At 38.7% G+C, this 25,665-nt stretch carries 21 protein-coding genes and 1 rRNA gene; 2 read left to right on the top strand and 20 right to left on the bottom strand.

Annotated features, from left to right (window positions below):
- Window positions 1-169: 169 nt before the first annotated feature.
- The 13 genes from O0236_RS03470 to pth all read right to left on the bottom strand — a co-directional run bounded on the left by O0236_RS03470 (window position 170) and on the right by pth (window position 17,014).
- Window positions 170-1,744 (bottom strand): 16S ribosomal RNA (locus O0236_RS03470).
- A gap of 375 nt (window positions 1,745-2,119) precedes the next feature.
- On the bottom strand, window positions 2,120-3,625 hold the full coding sequence (gene lysS, locus O0236_RS03465; RefSeq protein WP_268913864.1) for a lysine--tRNA ligase: 1,506 nt from the start codon (window positions 3,623-3,625) through the stop codon (window positions 2,120-2,122).
- 54 nt (window positions 3,626-3,679) lie between these two features.
- Window positions 3,680-4,687, bottom strand: a complete 1,008-nt coding sequence (dusB, locus tag O0236_RS03460; RefSeq protein WP_268913865.1) for a tRNA dihydrouridine synthase DusB — start codon at window positions 4,685-4,687, stop codon at window positions 3,680-3,682.
- 82 nt (window positions 4,688-4,769) lie between these two features.
- Window positions 4,770-5,666, bottom strand: a complete 897-nt coding sequence (hslO, locus tag O0236_RS03455) for an Hsp33 family molecular chaperone HslO (protein WP_268913866.1) — start codon at window positions 5,664-5,666, stop codon at window positions 4,770-4,772.
- Window positions 5,667-5,766: 100 nt separating this feature from the next.
- Window positions 5,767-7,863, bottom strand: coding sequence for an ATP-dependent zinc metalloprotease FtsH (ftsH, locus tag O0236_RS03450; protein WP_268913867.1), 2,097 nt, complete (start codon window positions 7,861-7,863; stop codon window positions 5,767-5,769).
- A gap of 70 nt (window positions 7,864-7,933) precedes the next feature.
- Window positions 7,934-8,476, bottom strand: a complete 543-nt coding sequence (gene hpt, locus O0236_RS03445; RefSeq protein ID WP_268913868.1) for a hypoxanthine phosphoribosyltransferase — start codon at window positions 8,474-8,476, stop codon at window positions 7,934-7,936.
- 15 nt (window positions 8,477-8,491) lie between these two features.
- Entirely contained in the window at window positions 8,492-9,853 is a 1,362-nt protein-coding gene (tilS, locus tag O0236_RS03440; RefSeq protein ID WP_268913869.1) for a tRNA lysidine(34) synthetase TilS, read from the bottom strand.
- 56 nt (window positions 9,854-9,909) lie between these two features.
- Window positions 9,910-10,410, bottom strand: a complete 501-nt coding sequence (locus tag O0236_RS03435) for a S1 domain-containing RNA-binding protein (RefSeq protein WP_268913870.1) — start codon at window positions 10,408-10,410, stop codon at window positions 9,910-9,912.
- A gap of 152 nt (window positions 10,411-10,562) precedes the next feature.
- Complete coding sequence (locus O0236_RS03430) at window positions 10,563-10,958, bottom strand: FtsB family cell division protein (RefSeq protein ID WP_268913871.1); 396 nt, start codon at window positions 10,956-10,958, stop codon at window positions 10,563-10,565.
- Window positions 10,959-11,055: 97 nt separating this feature from the next.
- A complete protein-coding gene (locus O0236_RS03425) occupies window positions 11,056-11,334 on the bottom strand; it encodes an RNA-binding S4 domain-containing protein (protein ID WP_268913872.1) in 279 nt (92 codons plus the stop codon).
- Window positions 11,321-12,907: a polysaccharide biosynthesis protein gene (locus O0236_RS03420; RefSeq protein ID WP_268913873.1), complete on the bottom strand. Its 1,587-nt coding sequence runs from the start codon at window positions 12,905-12,907 to the stop codon at window positions 11,321-11,323. Before O0236_RS03420 ends, O0236_RS03425 begins: the two co-directional genes overlap by 14 nt.
- Window positions 12,900-16,430: a transcription-repair coupling factor gene (mfd, locus tag O0236_RS03415; protein WP_268913874.1), complete on the bottom strand. Its 3,531-nt coding sequence runs from the start codon at window positions 16,428-16,430 to the stop codon at window positions 12,900-12,902. Before mfd ends, O0236_RS03420 begins: the two co-directional genes overlap by 8 nt.
- A 26-nt stretch (window positions 16,431-16,456) precedes the next feature.
- Complete coding sequence (gene pth / locus O0236_RS03410; RefSeq protein WP_268913875.1) at window positions 16,457-17,014, bottom strand: aminoacyl-tRNA hydrolase; 558 nt, start codon at window positions 17,012-17,014, stop codon at window positions 16,457-16,459.
- A gap of 227 nt (window positions 17,015-17,241) precedes the next feature.
- Between pth and O0236_RS03405 the strand changes: the two genes are divergently transcribed.
- Entirely contained in the window at window positions 17,242-18,198 is a 957-nt protein-coding gene (locus O0236_RS03405; RefSeq protein WP_268913876.1) for an L-lactate dehydrogenase, read from the top strand.
- Between the two features lie 120 nt (window positions 18,199-18,318).
- Window positions 18,319-18,966 (top strand): cyclic di-AMP binding protein CbpA, encoded by a 648-nt coding sequence (gene cbpA / locus O0236_RS03400; protein WP_268913877.1) that lies wholly within the window; start codon window positions 18,319-18,321, stop codon window positions 18,964-18,966.
- A gap of 273 nt (window positions 18,967-19,239) precedes the next feature.
- On the opposite strand, the gene O0236_RS03395 is transcribed toward cbpA, so the two are convergent.
- The 7 genes from O0236_RS03395 to O0236_RS03365 all read right to left on the bottom strand — a co-directional run bounded on the left by O0236_RS03395 (window position 19,240) and on the right by O0236_RS03365 (window position 25,586).
- Window positions 19,240-19,596: a type II toxin-antitoxin system PemK/MazF family toxin gene (locus tag O0236_RS03395; RefSeq protein ID WP_268913878.1), complete on the bottom strand. Its 357-nt coding sequence runs from the start codon at window positions 19,594-19,596 to the stop codon at window positions 19,240-19,242.
- 38 nt (window positions 19,597-19,634) lie between these two features.
- Complete coding sequence (locus O0236_RS03390; RefSeq protein WP_268913879.1) at window positions 19,635-19,916, bottom strand: antitoxin; 282 nt, start codon at window positions 19,914-19,916, stop codon at window positions 19,635-19,637.
- Window positions 19,917-19,986: 70 nt separating this feature from the next.
- Entirely contained in the window at window positions 19,987-21,111 is a 1,125-nt protein-coding gene (gene alr, locus O0236_RS03385; protein ID WP_268913880.1) for an alanine racemase, read from the bottom strand.
- Window positions 21,111-21,473, bottom strand: a complete 363-nt coding sequence (acpS, locus tag O0236_RS03380) for a holo-ACP synthase (RefSeq protein ID WP_268913881.1) — start codon at window positions 21,471-21,473, stop codon at window positions 21,111-21,113. Before acpS ends, alr begins: the two co-directional genes overlap by 1 nt.
- A 164-nt stretch (window positions 21,474-21,637) precedes the next feature.
- Entirely contained in the window at window positions 21,638-23,194 is a 1,557-nt protein-coding gene (locus O0236_RS03375; protein ID WP_268913882.1) for a DEAD/DEAH box helicase, read from the bottom strand.
- Window positions 23,195-23,386: 192 nt separating this feature from the next.
- Window positions 23,387-24,769, bottom strand: coding sequence for a UDP-N-acetylmuramoyl-tripeptide--D-alanyl-D-alanine ligase (locus O0236_RS03370; RefSeq protein WP_268913883.1), 1,383 nt, complete (start codon window positions 24,767-24,769; stop codon window positions 23,387-23,389).
- 49 nt (window positions 24,770-24,818) lie between these two features.
- Entirely contained in the window at window positions 24,819-25,586 is a 768-nt protein-coding gene (locus tag O0236_RS03365) for a hypothetical protein (protein ID WP_268913884.1), read from the bottom strand.
- Window positions 25,587-25,665: the final 79 nt, after the last annotated feature.

The following is a 25,665-nucleotide window of genomic DNA, read 5'->3' as shown; positions in this document are numbered from 1 at the left end:
TAATTTTATTGACTCAATACGCGGTGTTCTCGGTTGAAATTATATTCTAAATATAATTCACTACAGAAAATTAATATTATCTAGTTTTCAAAGAACAAAATTTGAGAGTAGACCTCTCAAAACTAAACAAAACTTTCGACGATGTGTAGGTTTCCGTATTATTCCTTAGAAAGGAGGTGATCCAGCCGCAGGTTCTCCTACGGCTACCTTGTTACGACTTCACCCTAATCATCTGTCCCACCTTAGGCGGCTGGCTCCAAAAGGTTACCTCACCGACTTTGGGTGTTACAAACTCTCATGGTGTGACGGGCGGTGTGTACAAGGCCCGGGAACGTATTCACCGTGGCATGCTGATCCACGATTACTAGCGATTCCAACTTCATGCAGGCGAGTTGCAGCCTGCAATCCGAACTGAGAACGGCTTTAAGAGATTAGCTTGACCTCGCGGTTTCGCGACTCGTTGTACCGTCCATTGTAGCACGTGTGTAGCCCAGGTCATAAGGGGCATGATGATTTGACGTCGTCCCCACCTTCCTCCGGTTTGTCACCGGCAGTCTTGCTAGAGTGCCCAACTAAATGCTGGCAACTAACAATAAGGGTTGCGCTCGTTGCGGGACTTAACCCAACATCTCACGACACGAGCTGACGACAACCATGCACCACCTGTCATTCCGTCCCCGAAGGGAACGCCCAATCTCTTGGGTTAGCAGAAGATGTCAAGACCTGGTAAGGTTCTTCGCGTAGCATCGAATTAAACCACATGCTCCACCGCTTGTGCGGGCCCCCGTCAATTCCTTTGAGTTTCAACCTTGCGGTCGTACTCCCCAGGCGGAGTGCTTAATGCGTTAGCTGCAGCACTGAAGGGCGGAAACCCTCCAACACTTAGCACTCATCGTTTACGGCATGGACTACCAGGGTATCTAATCCTGTTCGCTACCCATGCTTTCGAGCCTCAGCGTCAGTTACAGACCAGACAGCCGCCTTCGCCACTGGTGTTCTTCCATATATCTACGCATTTCACCGCTACACATGGAGTTCCACTGTCCTCTTCTGCACTCAAGTCTCCCAGTTTCCGATGCACTTCTCCGGTTAAGCCGAAGGCTTTCACATCAGACTTAAAAGACCGCCTGCGCTCGCTTTACGCCCAATAAATCCGGACAACGCTTGCCACCTACGTATTACCGCGGCTGCTGGCACGTAGTTAGCCGTGGCTTTCTGGTTAAATACCGTCACGGTGTAAACAGTTACTCTTACACCTGTTCTTCTTTAACAACAGAGTTTTACGAGCCGAAACCCTTCTTCACTCACGCGGCGTTGCTCCATCAGACTTTCGTCCATTGTGGAAGATTCCCTACTGCTGCCTCCCGTAGGAGTTTGGGCCGTGTCTCAGTCCCAATGTGGCCGATTACCCTCTCAGGTCGGCTACGTATCATTGCCTTGGTGAGCCATTACCTCACCAACTAGCTAATACGCCGCGGGTCCATCCTCAAGTGATAGCCGAAACCATCTTTCAAACAAAAACCATGCGGTTTTTGTTGTTATACGGTATTAGCACCTGTTTCCAAGTGTTATCCCCTGCTTGAGGGCAGGTTACCCACGTGTTACTCACCAGTTCGCCACTCGTCTAATGTTAAATCCATCGCCGTGCAAGCACATTGATTTCATTAACGTAGACGCGTTCGACTTGCATGTATTAGGCACGCCGCCAGCGTTCGTCCTGAGCCAGGATCAAACTCTCATTTTAAAATGATAAGCTTGTAAGCTCATGATTATTTTTTTGTTACTAGCGAATTGACTTCGCAAATTGTTTGTCTTTGATCTAACGATCAAAGAACCCTACACATTTGTTTGTCGAAAATTTTGTTCAGTTTTCAAAGGTCTACATTTGTAATTCAATGTCGTCCAACGACTGATGTCATTGCTTTTGACAACTATTACAATATATCATCCAGCCGCTTATCTGTCAACGACTTTTTGAAAAATTGTTTTTGATTTCAAAGCTCTGTGCTTTAAAACCGCAAGTAATAATATACAGATTCTAAAGCAGAATGTCAATGCATAAAAACGAATTGATTTTAAGTAAATAAAAAACGCTGCCTCATCGGCAGCGTTTTAAATGTTATTCAGTTGCCGAATCATCGTCTGGTCGCATTGTTGGGAACAACAATACATCACGAATTGAATCAGCGTCAGTTAATAACATAACTAATCTATCGATTCCAATTCCAAGACCACCAGTAGGTGGCATACCATATTCCAATGCTTCAACATAGTCTTCATCGATTCCTTCAGCTTCATCATTACCTTCCTCACGTTCGGCAACTTGAGCTTCAAAACGTTCACGTTGATCAATAGGGTCATTAAGTTCAGTAAACGCATTAGCAAATTCATTTGTAACAATGTACAACTCGAATCGATCAGTAAATCTTGGATCATCAGCATTTTTCTTAGCCAATGGTGAAATCTCTACTGGATGACCATAAATAAATGTTGGTTGTTCTAATTTTGGTTGAACTAAGTCCTCAAAGAACGCATTGATGATATGACCAACTTTCCAATACTTTTCATAATGGATACCGTTGTCATCTGCTAATTTCTTAGCTTCATCAACACTCATTTCTTTCCAGAAATCAATACCAGTGTATTGTTTAATCGCATCAACCATGTGCAATCTGGTAAATTCTTTGTTCAAATCAATAGTGTGGCCCTTATATTCAACAACTCGATCTTTAGTAACTGCTGAAGCAGCTGCCTTAAAGATTCCTTCTGTTTCATTCATAACGTCAGTAAAGTCAAAGTAAGCAGCATATGACTCTAACATCGTAAACTCAGGATTATGTCTAGTATCCATTCCTTCGTTACGGAACACTCTACCAATTTCATAAACTCGTTCCATACCACCAACGATCAAACGCTTCAAATGTAATTCAAGCGCGATTCGTAAGTACAAATCAATGTTCAAAGCATTGTGATGAGTAATAAATGGACGAGCGTTAGCACCACCAGCTTGGTTATGCAAAACTGGAGTTTCCACTTCTAAGAACTCATTACCATCTAAATAACTTCTGATAGCAGTGATGATCTTGCTACGTTTTTGGAATCGTTCAAAACTATCTGGATTAGCAATTAAATCCAGGTATCGTTGACGATACTTTTGTTCTTGATTTTGTAAACCATGGAATTTATCAGGCAGTGGTCTAAGTGCCTTAGAAAGGAACGTAACTGATTCAGCTCGAACAGTTAGTTCTCCCATATCGGTCTTAATTAATTGACCAGTGATTCCTAAATGATCTCCAATGTCTGAACGTTTGAAAATGTGATAAACATCTTCACCAACAATATCTTTTCGCACGTAAATTTGAATCTTGCCACTTCTATCTCTTAAATCAGCAAAACCAACTTTACCCTTACCACGTTTAGACATCATTCTACCAGCAATGGTAACTTTCTTATCCAGAGCATTTAATTCATCTTTATCTGCATCTTCGAATTCATCATGGAGTCCTTGTGCAAGGTCAGTTCGTTCGAATCGATGACCGAATGGATCGATTCCTTCCTCACGTAATTCGTTCATTTTTTGGCGACGAACGATCAACTGATCATTCATTTCTTTATCTTTGGCCACTTGTAAACCTCCTAAATCGTATTAACATTCCAATTCTAGCACATATCTAGCTAATTATTGAGCGATTTCTTGATGTTGTGAATTTCGTTTGGCGTTTTTTTCCAAAAATTCGTCAAAAATAGCATTCATTGCCTCTTCACCATCAGCATTGTTCAAAGCAACTTTTGTTCTAGCAGAATGTGAGATTCCCTTTAAATAGTAACCAGATTGGCCTCTAAACTCATGAGATCCAACATAATCACCTTTCAATTCAACTAAGCGATGTAGATGTTCCTTAGCAGTTTGAATTTTTTGTTCAGCAGTTGGTTCTGGTAAAATTTCACCAGTTTCAAGGTAATGTTGTGTCTGACGTAATACCCAAGGGTTACCTTCAACGGCTCTACCCATCATTGCAGCATCTGCACCAACATACTCAATCATTTTCTTAGCGTCTTGAGGAGTTCTAATGTCTCCGTTACCCATAAATGGAATTGTGAGTTCATTGGCAACTTGCTTTAAAATTTCCCAATCAGCATGACCAGTATACATTTGTTTACGTGTACGACCATGCATGGCCAATGCAGAAGCACCAGCTTTTTCAGCAGCTAAAGCATTTTCAACTGCTAAAATATGATCTTCGTCCCAACCAGTTCTCATTTTGACAGTAACTGGCTTTTTAACCGCATCAGTTACATAAGAAACCATTTCGTAAACTTTGTTTGGATCAAGCAACCACCGTGCTCCAGCATCAGTTTTAACCACTTTATTCACTGGGCATCCCATATTGATGTCAATGATATCTGCAGATGTGTTTTGATCAACAAATTTAGCGGCTTCAACTAAAGTATCCTTAGTACCACCAAAAATTTGAATACTCATTGGATGTTCATTGGGATCAACAAACATCATATCTAGAGTCTTTTTGTTTTTATACATAATGCCACGGTCAGAAATCATTTCACAAACAACTAAACCCGCACCAAATTCCTTACAAATAATTCTGAATGCAGAATTAGTTACACCAGCCATTGGTGCAACGACAACTTGATTAGGAATTGTAACGTCACCGATTTTCCATTCCATTATTTTCACCTCAAACGCATAATTTATATCTAAAAAATACCGTGAGTAATGTTATCACAGAATTTAACTTTTTAATAGTAAGTTAGTTACTATTTCGACTCTCTGCTTCTGCAATAATCCCTTCTAATTCGCTTTTATCATAGTGGTACTTTGATTGGCAGAAATTACATACGACGTCTATTTTACCGTCTTCATCCAAAATTTCTTTTAATTGGTCAACCGGAATACCAACCAAATCATTTCTAAACTTCTCTTTAGAACAATTACAGTAGAATTCAACATTTTCAGTGGTTAAAAATTTTAGATTACCTTCACCAAACAACAGATTCAAGATATCTTCTGGAGACTGATTTTGTAACAACAGTTCAGATAACATTGGTAATTCTTTGATTCTATTTGTCAGATTATCAATTGCCTCATCACTCGCACCAGGTAACACCTGAACCAAGTAACCACCAGCAGCACCAATCGAATTATCGTCATTCACAAACACTGAAACTCCAACTGCGGAAGGGATTTGTTCCGATTGGGCCATATAATAAGTGAAATCATCGCCAATTTCACCTGATGCCAGCGGAACACTGCTTGTGTAGGGATCACCATTTTCCAAAATTTTAGTAACTTCCAAACCACCATTGACTCCGACAGCCTTAGAAACGTCGATTTTGTGAAATTTATTCAATGGCAAGTGAACGTGAGGCTCACCAATGTATCCCTTAACATGACCATTAGAATCTGCATCAACCAAAATTTGACCTACTGGGCCACCACCATTGATTTTGACTGTTAAGGCAGCACCGTTTTTATCGACTGATGATGCCAATAAAGCTGAACCAATCATAGTTCTTCCTAAAGCAGCAGATGATGCGCTCCAGGTATCATGCTTGATTTGGGCATCAGACACCATTTGCTGACTAGTGATTGCGTATGCTCTAAACATACCATCGTTTGTAATTGCTTTAACTAAATAATCTTTCATTGTAATCTCCTCTTAGAAATAAAAGCGGGACTACAGCAAAACCAACGTTTTGTTGCAATCCCACTTACTATTTAATGACAACTTTGTAATAACAAATTAACTAATCATCGTCACGATGATCCTGATTATTAATATCAGGATTTACATCATCTGGTTTAGGAGTATCAGATTGATCATTTGAATCATCATCAACATCCTTGCCAGATTCAATGTTAGCCTGTCTTTCGGCTTCCTTACGTTCAAGTTCACGTTTAGCTTCTTCAAAAGTAGCTGCTCGTTCGCTTGGAAAATCACTTGATTCTGATTCAGCAGGCATCTTACCCGTGTTGTACAGTGACAAGATTTGCTTTTCATCAAGGGTTTCGTACTTAAGCAATGCCTCCGCAATCAACTTATGTTGCTCACGGTGTTCCTGGATAATTCGAACAGCTTCATCATGTCCTTCATCAGTGAATCGCTTAACTTCATCATCGATAATGGCTGCTGTTTGCTGTGAATATCTTGGACCATATGATTCTTGAGATGGGTTTTCGAGTTGAACTCGGCCCAGCTTATCACTCATACCATATTGAGTAACCATGATTCTAGCAATATTAGTTGCTTGTTCAAAATCATTGGATGCTCCTGAAGATTCAGAATTAAAGATGATTTCTTCAGCAGCACGTCCACCCATTAATCCGGCGATTTGTTCTTGAGCATTTTTCTTAGACATTAATTGTTGGTCTTCTCTAGGAAGCATAATAGCGTAACCGCCTGCGCGCCCACGAGGAATGATGGTTACCTTGTGAACTACACGAGCTTCGTTAAGAACCAAACCAACGATTGTATGTCCTGCTTCATGATATGCAACCGTCTTTCTTTCAAGTTCAGAAATAACACGATTACGTTTGGCTGGTCCAGCAATTACTCGATCTTCTGCTTCATCAAAATCAGATGCATCGATTTCTTTCTTGTTGCGACGAGCAGCAAGCAAAGCAGCCTCATTAAGCAAGTTAGCTAAATCAGCACCTACAAATCCAGGCGTCTGCTTAGCAATCTCATTTAAGTCAACATCTGGACCGATTGGCTTGTTCTTGGCATGAACTTTAAGAATAGCTTCACGACCGTTGACATCCGGACTGCCAACAAGAATCTTACGATCGAAACGTCCTGGACGAGTCAAGGCCGGATCAAGAACGTCTGAACGGTTAGTAGCAGCAATGACAATTACACCTTCGTTACCACCAAATCCATCCATTTCAACTAGTAATTGGTTAAGGGTTTGTTCACGTTCATCATTACCTCCGCCCATGCCGACACCACGTTTACGACCAACGGCATCGATTTCATCGATAAAGATAATAGCTGGAGCAGATTTTTTAGCTTGTTCAAATAAATCACGAACACGGCTAGCACCGACCCCAACAAACATTTCAACAAAGTCTGAACCAGAAATTGAATAGAATGGAACACCAGCTTCACCAGCAACAGCTTTAGCTAATAAAGTTTTACCAGTTCCAGGAGGTCCCTCAAGTAAAACACCATGTGGGATCTTAGCGCCCAGTGAAGTGAATTTATGTGGATCTTTCAAGAATTCAACAACTTCAACAAGTTCTTGTTTTTCTTCTTCTTCACCAGCAACATCAGCGAATCTAACCGTGTTTTGCTTGCTATCTGCAGGCTTGGCTTTTGATTTGCCAAAGTTCATTACACGGCCATTGCCACCACCTTGGCCTCCACCAGCACGTCCCATCATCATATAAAAGAACCAGATGAAGATAACTAATGGCAAGACATAAACTAATAAGTTTACCCAAAAGCCACTAGATTCTTCAGCCTTGGCATCCATTTTAACGTTACGTGCTTGTGCAGCTTTGGTAATATCTGCTACTGAGGAATTGTTTTCTAAGACAGTAGTAGTAAATTTAGTAACTTCCTTGGTTTGAGTAGCTCCCCCAATGAGAAGTCCAGTTTGTTCCTTTACCTGTTTAGCTTGTCGATATTCACCAGTAACTTTGTAAACTCCGCCACTTGGTTGAATCGAAAAGTTCTTGATCTTATCGTCCTTTAAATTTTGAACGAATTGGCTAGATCGGATTTCTTGCGATTCCGTGCGAGTACTATTTCCACTAAAGAAATAAATAACCCCCATTACTAGCAAGAACATCACGATGTAAAATAGGCTACTTCTGAATAGTCCATTTCGATTTGAATTCATCGACGTCCTCCTACACACAATAATTTATTTTGATAGTCCAAATATTAACACATTTGACTTTCATTGACCATTAATTGTTCGCATAAATTTCTGGCTTTAGAACTCCAATATATGGAAGATTACGATACTTCTCTTCATAGTCTAATCCATACCCAACAACAAATTCGTTAGGCACCTCAAAACCAATAAAATCTGATGATGCTTCAACCACCCTACCAGATGGTTTATCTAACAGTGTGCAAACCTTGATTGAAGCGGCTCCACGGCCCTTTAAAGTATCGATTAAAAACTTCAATGTTCTACCAGTGTCAACAATATCTTCCATGATCAAGACATCTCTACCAGAAATATCAGTTGAAATATCCGTAACTAATTCAACCACTCCTGAAGACTGAGTTGTGCCATGGTAACTAGAAACATCCATAAAATCAAGTTCCATGTACATATCGGTATCACGAATAACATCAGTCATAAAGAAGATGGCTCCCTTTAAAACACCAATCACTACAGGCACTTTGTCTCCATAATGTGACTTGATTTCTTTTCCCAGTCTTTGACACGCGTCTTGAATGTCTGACTCACTGTATAGCACCTTTAAGATGTCATTATCCATTGATTTGGTTCCCTCTCACTTCTCAAGTAAATAGTATTTGTTGGTGCCTTGATGACCGTTTATTTTAGCTACTCGATATCCCAGAACCGCTAACACATTGCCTTCGTTAGAAACTAGTAATTTAACTAGCTCACGTTCTTCATTAGTAACCTTTTGATTGATCAACAATCTGGCAACTTTCTGGTGGCCACCGCTTTCGATTTGAAATCGATCACCTGGTTTAGGAGAACGACACTTCAGTGGTAAATCAGTCGAAGACAGTGACAATTCGTGAATTTTTGTTCCAGTATCAATATTAGCGGGCATCTGAGTAAAAACGCCGAAAGAATGGCCATTTTTCATTTCGTTCCAACGGTTTAATGGTACCATAAAATCTGCATTTTTTTGATAGTTAGGAAGTGATTTTTGAGATTTATCCAAAATACACAACTTTTGGTAGCTCTTAACCACCCTGAGCTGATTAATTAAATCCACTTCACCCTGAGATTTTCGTGAATTGCTCAGCAGTTGATCTATTTGCTGCAATTGCTCACTTGAAATAGAAATCATCGGAGCTCTAAGTTCTAACCATCGTTGAATCAACATCAATCGGGTATCTGAATCGAAATCAAGCACTCGGTCTATAGATAAATGAAATTTTGAGTCTTCAGCTTGATCTAAAAGCGAATCCAAGTAACGGTTGTTTACAGAAAGCAGCTTAGCAATTTGTTGGGAGTAATCAGCCATATGCTCAATTGTCAGTGCATTTTCTTTTTTTAATTGTGGCATGATATTATGACGAATTCGATTTCTTAAATTTTCATCAGTTGCATTGGTTTCGTCTTCGAACCATTTTAATCTCTTTTCAACTGCATACTGTCTGATCGTAGACTTAGAAAATGACAGCATTGGCCGAATCAGTTTTCCCTTACCAAATGTTCGTTCTGGTAATATTCCAACTAAGGAATCCAATCTCCCACCACGAACCAATTTCATAATCATTGTTTCGGCCAAATCATCAGCATGATGTGCCGTAGCAAGGTAATCTGCATTGAATTCAGACATAATATTAGCAAAAAAATCATACCTAAATTGCCGAGCAGCTGCTTCTACTCCATTGTGCGGATGATCCTGAATTGGCCAAACGCCAATTCTTAAATCAATACTTTTTTGAGCACAGTACTCTTTAATGAACTTAGTTTCACCGACCGATGACTCTCTAAGTTGGTGATCAACATAAGCCACAATAATTCTTAAACCATTAATTTTAGCGTTCAAGAACAGGTCCAACATAGTCATTGAATCCACCCCAGTCGAAACTGCGAGAACCAATGTCTTTTTTTCATCAAACCAATGGTGCTCTTGAATATTCTTACTAAATTGATTTATTAAAACCAAAATAACCTCCACATAATAAAAAAACAGATACTAATTAAAGTACCTGGCTTAATTTATTAACTGCGACGGCCACCACGGCCACCACGTTTACCTTCTGTATTCTTCTTAAGCGTAGCTAGGCGATCTTCGCTTTGCTTCAAAAAACCTGACATTAAATCATCAAAGTTTTCCGGCTTATTACTGTGACTGTTATTATTTGATTTTTTATCGAATGAACGACGGCCACCATTGTTACTGCGATGATCGTTATGACTTTCATGATGATAACCAGAATTGCTACGTTCATGATTGCTGTGACTATGTTCTTCGCTGCTGTCGTGGTTTTCATTTGCCTTACGAATAGACAAACTAATTTTATTATCCCCGTCAACTTTTAATACCTTAACAGTAACTTCGTCACCAACTTTTAGGATGTCATGAATATCTTTGACAAATCCATCTGAAACTTCACTAATGTGAACCAATCCTGTTTTATGGTCACCTAAGTCAACAAACGCACCGAAATTAGTGATTCCCGATACCTTACCGCTGACTTTTTCCCCAATTTCAATTGCCATTTAAAAAATTGTTCCTCCTATGTAGTTGTGAGTAAATTATATCATACTTACTTGAAATTAGTTTAACAATCTAAGATAGGATTCAACAATCTAATTCAGAATATAAAAAAGCGAACCCCTAACTTTCGTTAGAAATTCGCTTGACTTAAAAGCTAATCTAAATCATCAATGGCCTTGTCTGGAAAACTGTAAACAGTCTCTCCCGGCTTGGTGTAATAATAACGTTCACGAATAAGCTTTTCGACATAGGTATTATTATTCAATTGCTTGATCTTCATGCCCAATTGCTTATTCTTACTTTTTTCATCATTCAAATTTGCTTTTTGCTTAGCAATTTGCGTATTGATCTGCGCCGCATTGCTCTTAGCACTAACAATTTGAAAACCTAAAAGTAAGATGAGACACAAGAAGGCAGCCATTATACCTAAGGCACGTCCTTTTCGTGTTCGTGTTAGCTTATTTGATATCTTCTTTTGTAGCATTTCGATATCACGCTGTTTAGTAAACTCATTTTCAAGCTTGCTAATTTTCCCTTTTGCTTTTGCCACATTAAATCCCCCGATCAAAATGACTCAAACCCTTTTAAGATAATACTACAACACTCAAATAAGATTTGTCCACTTCTCAATCAGAATTTAAGATTAATTATTCATTTTCTGAATTGTAATCGCGTTCATATTCTTCATTAATGATTTCATACATCCTTTGTGCATCATCTTTTTTAGTGGTATCTAATAACTCTTTAACCCGAACAGTTAAAGTCTTGTTACCAAACTTAATTACCAATTCATCATTAGGATGAACTTCGCTTGATGACTTGATCACACGACCATTGACACTAATTCTTCCTTGGTCGGCGATTTCTTTGGCCACTGAACGTCGCTTAATAATTCTTGAAACTTTTAAAAATTTATCGATTCTCATTACGTTTTCCTCGAATTTCTAATAATTTATTTCCAAATGGAATAAGTGACCATTCTTGTTTACTAAATATATTAAATACTACACACGCACTAACAAATATTACAATACCCACTGTGATTCCTATTATTGCTTGAATAGCGGTCATGGTCCTAAAGCCTATCTTACCAACTAATATAATGCCCGTAATTTTCTGAACCATTCCGACCACAACACCCATTACCGCGCTTATCATGACCAATTGTCCCAACTTGGTCCAAGAAACTATATTTTGCAGATATTGCCACCCAGCAACGACCATAATCAAAATAGTCACGCATAAACTGCTAACCGTCGCAATGCTAGCGCCTAGAATCCCCCATTTATCAATGGACAACGAATTAAAGATAACTTTGATCAGTGCTGCTCCAACTATTCCAACCGCTGTCGGCCAAAAGACATCATGACTTTGAAAAATAGTATTGATTACTAAGATAATTGATGCAGCCAAGATACTAAAACAATATACACCAATCGTCAAATTCAACTCTGGCGTAGAAAATAGCAACGGATTAATTGCTCCCATCAGGGCAAACATGCCAAAACTCATTGCACTGGCCATCCCAAAGTTAACCAAAATACTGCCACGTGCTAATTTTAGATAGCGATTCTTATCTGTCATCTTCAATGACGCAACTAGTTGTGGCAAAATCGCCGTGGTGGATGCAGTAGTAATCGTCAAACCAAGTTGCACCAATGTTTGCGAACGATCATACGCACCTTTAATATTTTGCGCCACGAATTGTGTGTTTCCCAATTTCGTCAGTTCAGCTACCACTGAAAATGAATCGACCAATTGCAGTAATAACATTACTGAGGCAACCAAACAAATCGTTAGTCCCTCTAACATTAGTCGTCTGGATAGACCCGGAATGGCATGGGAATGAGCAATTTGTGGGATATGGGACTGTCTTAAAAAAGAATAAATCACTGCAGCAGAAGCTAACGTTGCAATCGGTGCTGAAAGCATTGCCAAACTTCCCATTTGATGTGGATTCAAATGATGGCTGACTGCCCAAGCAGCGGCTAATAAAATCACTGTCACTCTCACGATTTGTTCTAAAACTTGTGAAAAAGCTGTCGGCTTCATCAAATATTTGCCCTGAAAGTATCCCCGCCAACTGGCTAAAAAAGGAATAACTAAAAACATCCAGGAGACTGAAGCAATCACTGGAGCCAATTGCACATCATGCATCCAAAAAGCAATATGGTTGGCTCCCATCTGCAAACCAATAAAAACAATTGTACAACTGATGAACAGGTACTTTTGAATCTGATAAACAATATTAAACTTTTCAGGCTCTGACTTGGCATCTACAACTAATTTTGATATAAATACCGGAATACCCGAGAGGGCAATCGTCATAGCAATCCCATAAATTGGATAGACTTGTTGATACACGTAAAAGCCAACGTTACCCACCATATTTTGAAATGGAATTCGGTAAACTGCGCTCAAAATTTTGGCGATTAGTGAAGCCACTGTCAATAAAGCAGTACCAGCCACTAATGAATTTCGATTCGAACCATTACTCATTCTGATTTTTCCCATCTACTAATTTAGTATGACGAATATCAGCTAATTCGTTCACCAGTTTGATCAACTGGTCCAACCAATCGGCCATATTGTTTTGAACTACCAATTTAATTTGATATTTCTGTTCTGCTGAATTGATAGTAGCACGGAATTTGGTTTGGGCAATAGCTCTTAACAAATCTTTACTTTCAAATTCGGAATCTGCTTGCTTAGAAAATGTAATTGTTAAATCGTGATCTTTACGCTGAATTTTTTCGACCAATGAATAATCAGCATCCATCTTAATTTCTGCAATTTTCAAGAGATTATCAACTGCGGGTGGAAAATCACCAAATCGATCAATTAAATCATCTGTAATTTCATCTAGTTGAGATTTATTCTCCAATTGACGAATTCGTTTGTACAGCTCTATCTTTTGTTGATTATCATCAATATAGTCACTTGGTAAGTATGCTTCCACATCTAATTCAATAACTGAACTAGTCGTTTGTGTGACTTCTTTCCCACGTTTTTTAGCCACAGCATCTGATAACATTTGGGTATATAGATCATACCCCACTGAATCAACAAATCCATGTTGTTGTTTACCCAGCAAGTTACCAGCACCACGAATGGATAAATCACGCATGGCAATTTTAAATCCTGATCCCAATTCAGTAAAGTCTCTAATGGCTTCCAGCCTCTTCTCACCAACCTCAGTGAGAGATTTATTTGGCTGATACATGAAGTAGGCATACGCAACTCGACTACTTCGACCAATTCTACCGCGGAGTTGGTATAACTGGGATAGTCCCATTCGATCAGCGTTTTCAACGAACAACGTATTAACGTTAGGAATATCCACACCGGTTTCAATAATCGTAGTTGTCACCATGACGTCGTATTCGCCATTAATAAACTCATATAAAACATTTTCCAACTGATTTTCCGTCATCTTACCATGAATGTAAGCAATCCTAGCATCTGGGACTAGCTCTTCAAGATTGGCCACTGTTTTTTCGATGTCACCAACCCGATTATGCAAGTAAAACACCTGGCCGCCTCGAGCCATTTCACGATCAATGGCATCCCTGATTGCGCCAGCATTTTGTTCCATCACATAGGTTTGGATAGGATAACGATTAGCTGGTGGAGTCTCAATAACTGACAAATCACGGATACCCATCATCGACATATTCAGTGTTCTTGGAATTGGCGTTGCCGTTAAGGTCAAAACATCAACGTTACTTCTTAGTTCCTTAATTCTTTCCTTATGTTTAACACCAAATCGTTGCTCTTCATCAATAATCAACAGACCAAGGTCTTTAAAACCAACATCTTTGGACAAGATTCGGTGAGTTCCTACCACAACGTCCACCGTGCCATCTTCCAGGCCTGCAAGAGTTTCTTTGATCTCCGCTCTAGTTTGAAATCTTGAAAGAACCCTGATTTCAATTGGATAATCAGCAAACCGATCACGCATAGTCTCGTAATGTTGCTGAGCCAAGATTGTTGTTGGCACCAAAAAAGCAACCTGTTTGCCAACTTCAATCGCTTTAAAAGCTGCTCTTAAAGCTACTTCCGTTTTACCGTAACCAACATCCCCGACTAACAATCGATCCATCGGTCGGACATTTTCCATATCTCGTTTGATTTCCTGGGCACTTCTTAATTGATCGGGAGTTTCGTTGTATGGAAATTCATTTTCAAAATCGTGCTGTAAAGCATCATCCTTAGGAAAAGAAAAGCCCTTTTGGGCACTACGTTTGGCATAGAGTTCTATCAAGTCATCAGCGATATCTTCAATTTTGCTGGCAACTTTTTGCTTAGTTTTAGCCCATTCACTACCGCCAAGTTTGTTGATTCGAGGATGCTTGTCCTCTGAGGAAACGTATTTTTGAATTAAATTAAGCTGAGTGACTGGAATAAACAACTGAGCATTATCTTTATAAGTGATGGTTAAGTAATCTTGATGCTTATCATCAACTTCCATGGTTTTCATACCTTCATAACGACCGATACCATGATTGACATGAACCACAAAATCCCCAGGCTTTAAATCTGTATAGCTCTTAATTCGTTCGGCATTGGTGAAGGTCGTCATCTTTCGATGTTTCTTAGTAACCTTTTGAAAGAGCTCTCTTTCAGTGATAATAGCTAACTTGTCTTGAGGTAATTCGAATCCATTATCTAAGCCATTAGCGATCAACTGAACTTTGCCTGGCAATAACTTATTCGGTTCAGCAATGGTGACATTCACATCAAAGTCTGCCAAAGTATTAGCAACTTTATCCAATCGCTTTTCATCAGCAACCATCATAATGACTGTGGTCTGATTCTTAGACCACCGATTCACTTCACCTTTAAGCATCGGCATTGATGAAAAGAATTGTTGCATCGGTCTGGTATTAAATTGACTAATTTGAGAAAACTTCAGATTAGTTAATCCTTTTTTGAAAAGAGAAAATAATATACTAGCATGTTGGTTTTCCTTAAATGTCGCTTTAAAATCACTGGTATAATTTGAATCTGGTAAAATTTCGTGTTGGGCAACCTTGTCGTCAAGCCATTCTTCTTCATCAGTCACTAATTGAGCGTTGGATTCAGTTATTTTTGAATATTCATCAAAAACAACAATTCCCTTATTACTTAGATAATCGATGAGTGATGTTTTCTCTGGGTATAACAACTGAGAGAATAACAGCCAATATGGATCATTCATTCCGTTGCTCAAATCGGTAATTTTAACGTCTAAGTTATTCTGCAACACACTGACTGATTCATCATCCAGCTTTTTTATCGTTGCAGTTAACTTTTTGTTTAAATCATCCACCAACGACTGGCGTTGTTCAGTGGTTATCAACAAATCACTTGCGGGATAAATAACACTGTTACTAATATTCTCAATACTTCTCTGATCAGCAACATTAAATGTTCGCATAGAATCGATTTCTGTATCAAAAAAATCAATTCTGATGGGATTATCACTGCTTAATGGATAGATATCCACAATTGAACCTCTGATTGAAAATTCACCTGGTGCAGCGACCATTTTTTGAATTGAGTAACCCATCTGGTGGAGTTTAAGCTTCAATTCATCTAAATCAAATTCATCACCAACTGCAATCTCTAACTTAGCATCTACAAACTGATCTTTAGTTGGTAAAATTCTTCTAACCCCTGATACAGATGTCACGATTATTGAAGGCGTACCACTAGCTAATTGATTTAATGCTAAAACTCGTAAAGCTTTATATTCAGGAGAACTGGTAGCTAATTCACTGGCTCCAATTTCCTCGACTGGAAATTCGAATAGTTGATCATCTGAAACCAGATTAGCTAAATCAGCTGTCAATTGATCCGCATGCGCTAGCGTATCGGTCACGATGATCATTGGTTGATCGATTTGCTTATATATTCCATTGATGAACATCGTTTTTGCTGATCCGCTTAATCCAGTTACTAATTGACGGGATTTAGGCGCAACCTGCTTAATGATGTCTTCAAAATCTGCGATCCCCTCAAATAGATGATCTAATTCCATTCGTCTCTTCCTCTCTACAATACTAATTAATTAAATTTATTCTCTAATTCTGGAATGGCGCTACCGTCGACCCAGTCCTCAAGTGCGCTAACAGCATGGTCTTGTGCAGATAAAAAGTCAGGTAATTGTTCTTTAGAAAATTTACCTAATACGTAATCCACTACCTTTTGACGTTGCGGATGGGCAATTCCGACCTTAATACGAGCAAAATCTCTGGTGCCGATTGACGCAATAATACTTTTGATTCCATTATGACCACCGGCAGAACCGGTTGCTCTGATTCTGATTTTGCCTACTGGTAAGTCCATATCATCATGAATGATAATAATGTCGTCAACATCAATATCAAAATAGTTCTGAAAAGCAACCACTGCTCTTCCTGACTCATTCATAAACGTGGTAGGTTCAACGACCATCACCTTTTCACTACCAATAAATCCTTCACCATACTTAGCATCCATCTTTCTGGTTATGATTTGAATATTATGCTGTTTTGCAAATTCTTCAACCACCATAAAGCCAGTATTATGACGCGTGCCAGTATATTGGGGACCGATATTTCCCAAACCAACGATTAATTTCATTTTTTAAAGTTCCTCTTTCTTTCTGACAACACAAAAGGCCGAACAAAAAATGTTCAGCTTGTCCTTATATTTATCCTAAAAATTATACCATATTATAGAATTTGTTCATTTTTATAATAATTATTTTTTGATTGAACACGTTTAACCAAAGCATTCGCCAAATTGGTTGTGAATATTACAACAATCCTATGTTATAATGTTGTTGGTTTCAGAAAATTTTATAGGAGATGATCAATTTGACTTTAGATCGCCAAAAAGTTGCTTTAATTGGTGACGGTGCCGTTGGATCATCATACGCATACGCTATGATGCAACAAGGACTTGCCGAAGAATTTGTTATCGTTGATGTTGTAAAGGAACGTACAGAAGGAGACGCCCTTGACCTTGAGGACGCCCAAGTATTTACTTCACCAAAACACGTATTCTCAGGTGACTACTCAGACTGTGCTGATGCTGACTTAGCTGTTATCACTGCTGGTGCACCACAAAAGCCAGGAGAAACACGTTTGGACCTTGTTAACAAAAACCTTAAGATTATGCAAGCAATCATTGACCCATTAGTTGCTTCAGGATTCAAAGGAATTATTTTAGTTGCAGCTAACCCAGTTGATATTTTGACTTACGCTGCTCAAAAATTCTCAGGATTTCCAAAGAACCGTGTATTTGGTAGTGGTACATCTCTTGATTCATCAAGACTTCAAGTTGGTTTAGCTAAAAAGCTAAATGTTAACCCACAATCAATTAACGCTTACATCATGGGTGAACATGGTGATTCAGAATTTGCTGCATATTCTGCTGCAACTGTTGGTGGCGAATCATTGATTGCCCGTGCAAAACGTGCCGGCTTATCAATGGATGACCTTCACCAAATCGAAGACGAAACTCGTCACAAGGCATATGAAATCATTAACCGTAAGGGTGCAACCTTCTACGGAGTTGCTACTGCTTTGATGAGAATTTCTAAAGCTGTGTTACGTGATGAAAACACTGTTCTTCCTGTTGGCGCTCCAATGGACGGCCAATACGGATTAAACGATGTTTACATTGGTACTCCTGCTATCATCAATGGTTCAGGTGTTGCCGAAGTTATTGAAGTTCCTTTGAACGATGAAGAAAAGGAATTAATGAGAAAATCAGCAGAAACTCTTCAAAAGACTACTGCCGATGGTATGTCTCAACTATAATTCAGCAAAAGTCGCTTCGGCGGCTTTTTTTGTACATAAATTATTACTTTTATTAATAAATATTTCAGATTATTATGGTATGATGAGAATATAAAAATACCGTTAATTGGAGGAATGTTTATGCTTTTTAAAAGCTTAGTCAAGCCTAAGGAACGATTAGTGACTGTTAAGGAGAGCAATACTCTTGAAGAAGCCCTTGCAGTACTTGAAGATTCCGGCTATCGTTGTGTTCCAATTTTAGATGAAACTGGAACTATTTTCCGTGGTAACATCTATAAGATGCATATTTATCGTCACAAGTCTCGTGGTGGCGATATGACATTGCCAGTTACTACGTTACTTAAAAATGCTACTAAATTTATTAATATCAACTCTGCCTTCTTCCAAGTATTCTTTTCAATCAAAGATTTGCCATACATTGCTGTCCTAGATGAAAAAAACAATTTCTACGGAATTTTAACTCATACAAGATTGTTGGATATGCTTTCACAATCATGGAACGTTAACATTGGTAGTTACGTACTAACAGTTGTTGCTAGTGGCGAACGTGGTGACCTTGAGGACATCACTAAGATCATTACTAAATACACCTCAATTGCGAGTGTTATTTCACTTGATGCTCAAGAAGGTGAACTTGTGCACCGGATAATGTTTACTTTACCTGCAGAAGTAGATAGCGATCGCTTAAATCGAATCATTGCCGCATTGGAACGTAAAGATTTCCGTGTTCCAGAAGTGGAAAACTTACAAGAAGAAAAAACACTTTAATTCAAAAGACCATCAAAATACCTGAAAAGTTATTTACCAATACTTCTTGGGTATTTTTTTGTCTAAAAATATCAAATTGGATACAAATTGTTAGATAAATAAAAATCAGGCGAAGCATCGTCATGATATAGACAATGCCTCGCCTGATAGTAACCATTTGGTTATTTAATTATGAGAAGAATGGTCCAAATTCAACAAATGACACTATTAGTTTGCTAGATGCTGAATCTATTTTAATGACCTGTAATTCTTTATGTACGCCACTTGAAGAATCTAGTTATCCACAATTCCAAGACTGATTCTAATTGCTTCATCCACTTTAAGCATCAAATCATCGTTAAGATGAGTGACCTTATCCTTCAAGCGTTGCTTATCGATCGTTCTAATCTGTTCTAACAGAATTACTGAGTCACGCTCAATTCCATCCCCGGCCTTAATACCAACATGTGTTGGCATTTTGGGCTTGGAAATTCTGGCAGTAATCGCTGCAACAATTACTGTAGGACTATAATGATTTCCAATATCATTCTGGACAATTAATACTGGTCTCATTCCCCCCTGCTCAGAACCGATTACCGGCGAAAGATCAGCATAAAAAATGTCCCCACGTTTAAATAAAACGTCAGCCATTATTTACCCCCTCTGACGATAAACTAAATATAAATAAATTAGTTATCGAATTTATTCCGATACTGGGCAAGGTGAATTTCGGCATCAGCCTCACAAGCTAAAAAGTCATGAGTTAACTCACGATTTAAGTTTCCCATCTCGCGATAACCATCCATTAATGAATGAATCAGTTTCGGATCATCAAAAAAATAGTTGATAGCAATATTTACCGTCGATGATTGATTTATCCCGATATGGCTACAAAAATCACTTAATCTACTAGTGATTTGCTCATCTACTGCTAGTGAGAAATGTTTATTATTCTGGACTGTATTTACCATAAAACTATCCCCTATATTTTCTTTAGCTAACTAATAATATACCATGGAATAGTTAAGTATGCAGTAAAATTTAAAAATATACCCGTTTGATTCGCGGTTGCAGGCCACAAATAACCTCGTAATTAATGGTGCCAATATAATCAGCTATGTCTTCAGCAGTGTTCTGTAGTTCACCAGACTTACCAATAATAACCACAGATGTACCAACATCATATTTCCGATCTAAACGAATCATAAATTGATCCATGCAAACCCTACCAACTATTTCACACTTGTGACCATTCACGAGGACATCAAATCCCTGTAATTTACGGGCAATGCCATCCGCATACCCCATTGGCACAGTACCGATCCATTCGTCTTTTTGGGCCTCATATGTTGCACCATAACCAATATGAGTTCCCTTCGTCACCATTTTCACGTGCACTAAACTAGATGTTAATGTCAGAGCTGGTTTTAAATCATATGGCAACTCAGTAATCTCTCTTTGAGAAGGATTGAGACCATAAGCGGCGATTCCTAAGCGAATCATGTTACCACCACAAATTTTGTGCCACAGACTAGTAGCAGAGTTAGCCACATGAACATACTTTGGTCGATCAGACACAACTTCCATAAAAGCGTTGAATTTATCATACTGTTGCTGAAAGTAGTCATCTTTTTTTTCATCAGCGGTCGCGAAATGAGTGAAGATACCCTCAAATTCAATATTTTTTGAAAGAGATTTTAAAGTAGTTAATGCTTCGGCCAATTCCTGAGGGGTTTGGAAACCAATTCTTCCCATACCAGTGTCCAAAGCAACGTGAATTTTTAATTTTGTGGATGCCTTGGTTACAAACAAAACTTCAGCAGCTTGCTTCAACCAATCAGATGAGGAAATCGTCAAAGAAATATTATTATCAGCAGCTACTGGTGCCCACTGAGCATCAGTGATTCCTAAGACCAAAATAGGTAATATAATCCCAGCTTCACGCAACTCCATGGCTTCATCAAGCATAGCAACACAAAATCCTGTTGCTCCAGCACTCTGGGCTATCTTAGCGACTTGGACTGCCCCATGTCCGTACCCATCTGCCTTAAGTACAACGAACAAGTCAGAATCCGCTTCTAGATTTTCTCGAGCATTTTTTATATTACTAAAAATTGCTTGTTGATCAATTAATACCTGACTGTTTCGCATCATTGCGACTACCATTAATCTGTCCCCTTTTCTAAAATTACTTCCGTCATTACTAAGGTATCAGTATGAGAAATCGATAGGTGTGCCCGACCATCAAAAGGATGCTCGACAATGACCGGTTTGCCCAAGTCATTATTCAAAATCGTTAAATCAAGCAGTGACACAGTCGCACCTAATCCTGACCCCATTGCTTTTGAATAAGATTCCTTGGCAGAAAATCTACCGGCAATAAACTCCAATTGGCGTTTATCAGAGAGGTCATCCAGTGCTGCAATCTCTTCGGTTGTTAAAGTGCGGTTCAAAAAATTAGGATTCTTTTTCACCGCCATTTTAATTCGTTCAATTTCAGTTATATCGATTCCAATTCCAGCAATCATATTTTTACTCTTTTCAATTTAAAGTCTCTACATATAATACCATAATTACCTTTAAATCCACGTTTCGGTCATACTGAAAATAATTCACGATGCAATGAAGCATATTAATTTAAAAGTAGCAAAAAAGCAGTTTCCATAAGGAAACTGCTTTTTTAGGTAAAAAATTAACCGTTTTTAATTGTGAAGTTCTTTTTTCTATCTGAACCGTGACCGCCTTCACGCTTGCCGCCATCACGACGACCACCGCTACTCTTCTTGTTACGATCTCGATCTGAAGAACGGTTGTAACCGCCACGACCGCCACCACGGTTTCCACCGCGACCGCCGCCACCGTTACCACGATGACCACCACGTGAGTCATTTCTATTTCTAGAACGACCGCCACCATTTCTTCTAGAACGACCACCTCTTGATAATGGACGTTCAGGAGTAATCTTAACTTTCACATCGTCACGAGTAACTTCGTTTAACAATGCGGCAACTAAGTCAGTAGCTTCGTATTCATCAATAAGCTTGTTAGCCATGTCAGCATACTTATCTGTGTTAGTCTTGTTGATCAATTCGCCAACTTGAGATTCAGCAGCATTTAATTGACCAGCAAATGCTTCTTCTTCTGTTGGTGGCTTCAAAGGCAACATTCTCACTTTGGTTAACTTTTCGATTTCTCGTAAGTAATCCATTTCGTTTGGTGTTGCGAATGTAATTGACACACCGTGTTGACCGGCACGACCAGTTCTACCAACTCGGTGAACATAACTATCTGGATCAGAAGGAATATCATAGTTGTAAACATGGGTTACTCCAGAAATATCAATTCCACGAGCAGCAACGTCAGTTGCAACTAAAATATCGATCTTACCTTGTTTGAATTCATTCATGATTTGAGTACGACGACTTTGAGTAAGGTCACCATGAAGGCCAGCAGCTTTATAGCCACGAGCTTCAAGTCCCTTAGATACTTCGTCAACTCGACGCTTAGTACGACCAAATACGATGGTAACTTCAGGTGCTTGCACATCGAAGAATCGAGTCATTGTATCGAATTTTTCGTATTCCTTAACTCGAACATAGTATTGATCAATTAAGTCAGTGGTTAATTCCTTAGCCTTGATCTTAACATGATGAGGATCCTTCATGAATTGAACTCCGACCCGCTTGATTTCAGGTGGCATAGTTGCTGAGAACAGCAATGTTTGTCTTGCTTCAGGAGTCTTCTTGATAATTGATTCAATATCTTCCAAGAATCCCATGTTTAGCATTTCATCAGCTTCATCAAGAACTAAGTACTTCAAGTTTTCAAGTTTTAAAGTTCGACGATTAATATGATCTAAAATCCGTCCTGGTGTTCCCACCACGATTTGTGGATGATTCTTTAAGTTATTGATTTGACGACGAATGTCAGCACCACCATAAACGGCTTGTACTTTAGCACCCTCGTCTTTACCCAATCGGTATAATTCTTCTTGGGTTTGGATTGCCAACTCTCTGGTTGGTGAAATCACTAACGCTTGAATATCTTTACCTTGCAAATCAACTTTTTGCAAGATAGGTAGACCAAAGGCTGCTGTTTTTCCAGTTCCTGTTTGGGCCTGACCAATTACATCCTTACCTTCTAATACCATTGGGATGGTTTCGGCTTGGATTGGGGTTGCTTCTTCAAACCCGCTCTTTGAGATAGCAGATAAAATGCTATCTGACAATCCTAATTCACTAAACTTCAAATATGTTTCCTCCTAAAATTATGAAACATCAGGGCACCATCATGAACTGAAGAAAAATCCGTTTCCCGTGTATCGTTCATGACTTGACCAAATTCTCAAATAAAATAACTGTACAAGTATACAACATCCATTGGCAGTAAGCAAACAAAAGAAACAGAATCGCATAACACCAAGCGATTCTGTCTCTTTTTATCACTTAACTAACTTAGCCACAACTTGTTCCAAATGAATACCATGGCTAGCTTTTAATAAAACTGTGTCATTGGGCTGCATATCAACAATTAAGTCTGCTGCTAGCTTATCCAACTGATCTTTCTGGTAAATATGAAGTCGCGTGTTATCGTATTGTGGTCTAAGCTCATCTGCCAATGCTTGAATATCCTTTCCAATCAAATAAATTTGATTGTCTTTATCCAGCGAAATATTTTTCGCTAAAGAAGCATGCATGGATAATGATTGTTCTCCAAGCTCTAACATATCACCTAACACAATTACTCGGCGACCAGAAACCGGCGTCTCATTGATTGTTTTTAAGACCTCTAAAGCTGCTGTAGGGTTGGAGTTATAAACATCACTCAAAATGGCCTCACCCAGCTTACCTTCAAGCCATTCAGTACGATTCTTTGTTAATTGAACATGTTTTAATTGTTCAGAAATCAATTTTTCATGAATTCTAAAAATTTTTCCTACTAAAATGGCCATCAACGCATTGTTAACGTTATAGTCACCAATTAATGGAATCGTCATCTCCATGTCTGGCCAGAGATTAGTAGTGAAGTTAGTTTCAAACTTTTCACCATCGATTTTAGTTGGATAAATATCATTTTCAGTGTTGCTACCGAAGGTCATGGTTCTAACAGACAAATCCTTTGCCCGTTCACGAAGTAATGGCTCATCTCCATCATAAATGAAAATACCATCTTCCTTTAACCCATGGGTAATTTCCATCTTTGCATCGGCAATCTTATCCCGAGTTTTAAAGAATTCGATATGTGCTTCACCGATCATTGTGATCAAGGCGACATCAGGTTCAACCAACTTGCTTAAGAAATCTAATTGCATTGGTCGATCCATGCCTAACTCAACCACTAAAAATTCAGTATTAGATTCCATTTGAAGTAATGTATATGGAACTCCGATCTCATTATTAAAATTATCATGGGTCTTAACCACGTTAAATTCAGCACTTAAAACCGCTGCAATCATATCTTTGGTCGTGGTTTTACCATTACTACCAGTGACAGCAATCACTCGTGGATTGATTTTTTGTAAATAATACTTGCTTAGCGTTTGAAATGATTTTAAGGGATCATCAACCAGCAGTGCTGGAATAGCCACGGGAAGCTGATTTTCATGATCTTTGGCGAATAATGTGGCGCCAGCTCCATTAGCTGCAGCACTTTCAATGTAATTATGGCCATCTTTTTCACCCAATAATGGAATGAATAACCCGCCTTCAGTGATGTTTCGACTATCAAAATCAACACTAGTAATTTCCTTAGTTAAGTTTTCTTTGGAAATCAATGAGGTATCAGCATCGATTGCCTGAGCGATCTCTGCAATTGTCATTTTCATAATTGATTGTTCTCCTAAAATTATTGTCTACTAAGAATAATACCACATTCTATAATAGATCCTCATCATCGATCCACTGAAGGTCCCACTCAGACTTCTTTAAGTCGTATGTTAGAGTGCCAACAACTCTTGTGTTTTCTTTGACTTGTGACGTTTTAAACACTACCGAGGCTCCATCTGGATTATTCAACATCCTCAATGGAATTGGATACGTCTTGTGGCGTTCAACTAACCCTTCAAACTCAATAAATAAGCCATCTCCACCCTTACTGATCAGATCGATTAGAATAGATTTATCGATGTCTTTAATGGCTAATGGCCGCAAAAAGACTCTTCTTGAATTGTGCAATTCTCGAAGTTTACGCTTAATAGCAATTTCCAAAATATGATTAAACTCTGAATATTTACGATAATAAGTTCTCATTATCTCATCGCCGTGACTAAGATAAATGTAGCGATTAACTAACTTAGAAGAATAAGGGCGTCCCATTGGGGTATGCATATGGCCCAAATACAATAATTCAGCAATTTCAAACGGATTAAGACTGTTCAAGCTATCTTCTGATTCATAATCAATAAATTTCTTTACATGATTAGGATCTTCGAGCAAGTACCTTCTCACCTCACCAGAACCATTGATCAAATTAAATTTTGAATGTGAATTGAAACCATTAGCAGATGCAACATCATCATCTAACAACATAATGTTATCTGGTATGTCATCAATTCCATTCAAAAAATCGGCTCCAGTGATACCGTATGATAGCACCATATTCGCAATTGGATTTGAATTTAAGAATACGTAATTACCCTTCATGCCTATTTTCCCCGCCTTAGTAATATACTTTAATTGTACACTTTCCCCATGACATTGTGGGCATAAATCCGTAAAAAAA

It is taken from the genome of Lentilactobacillus sp. SPB1-3 (assembly GCF_026913205.2).
Taxonomy (GTDB): Bacteria; Bacillota; Bacilli; order Lactobacillales; family Lactobacillaceae; genus Lentilactobacillus; species Lentilactobacillus terminaliae.
Note: the sequence above shows the minus strand (reverse complement) of the source record. Positions and strands in the feature narration are given on the sequence as shown.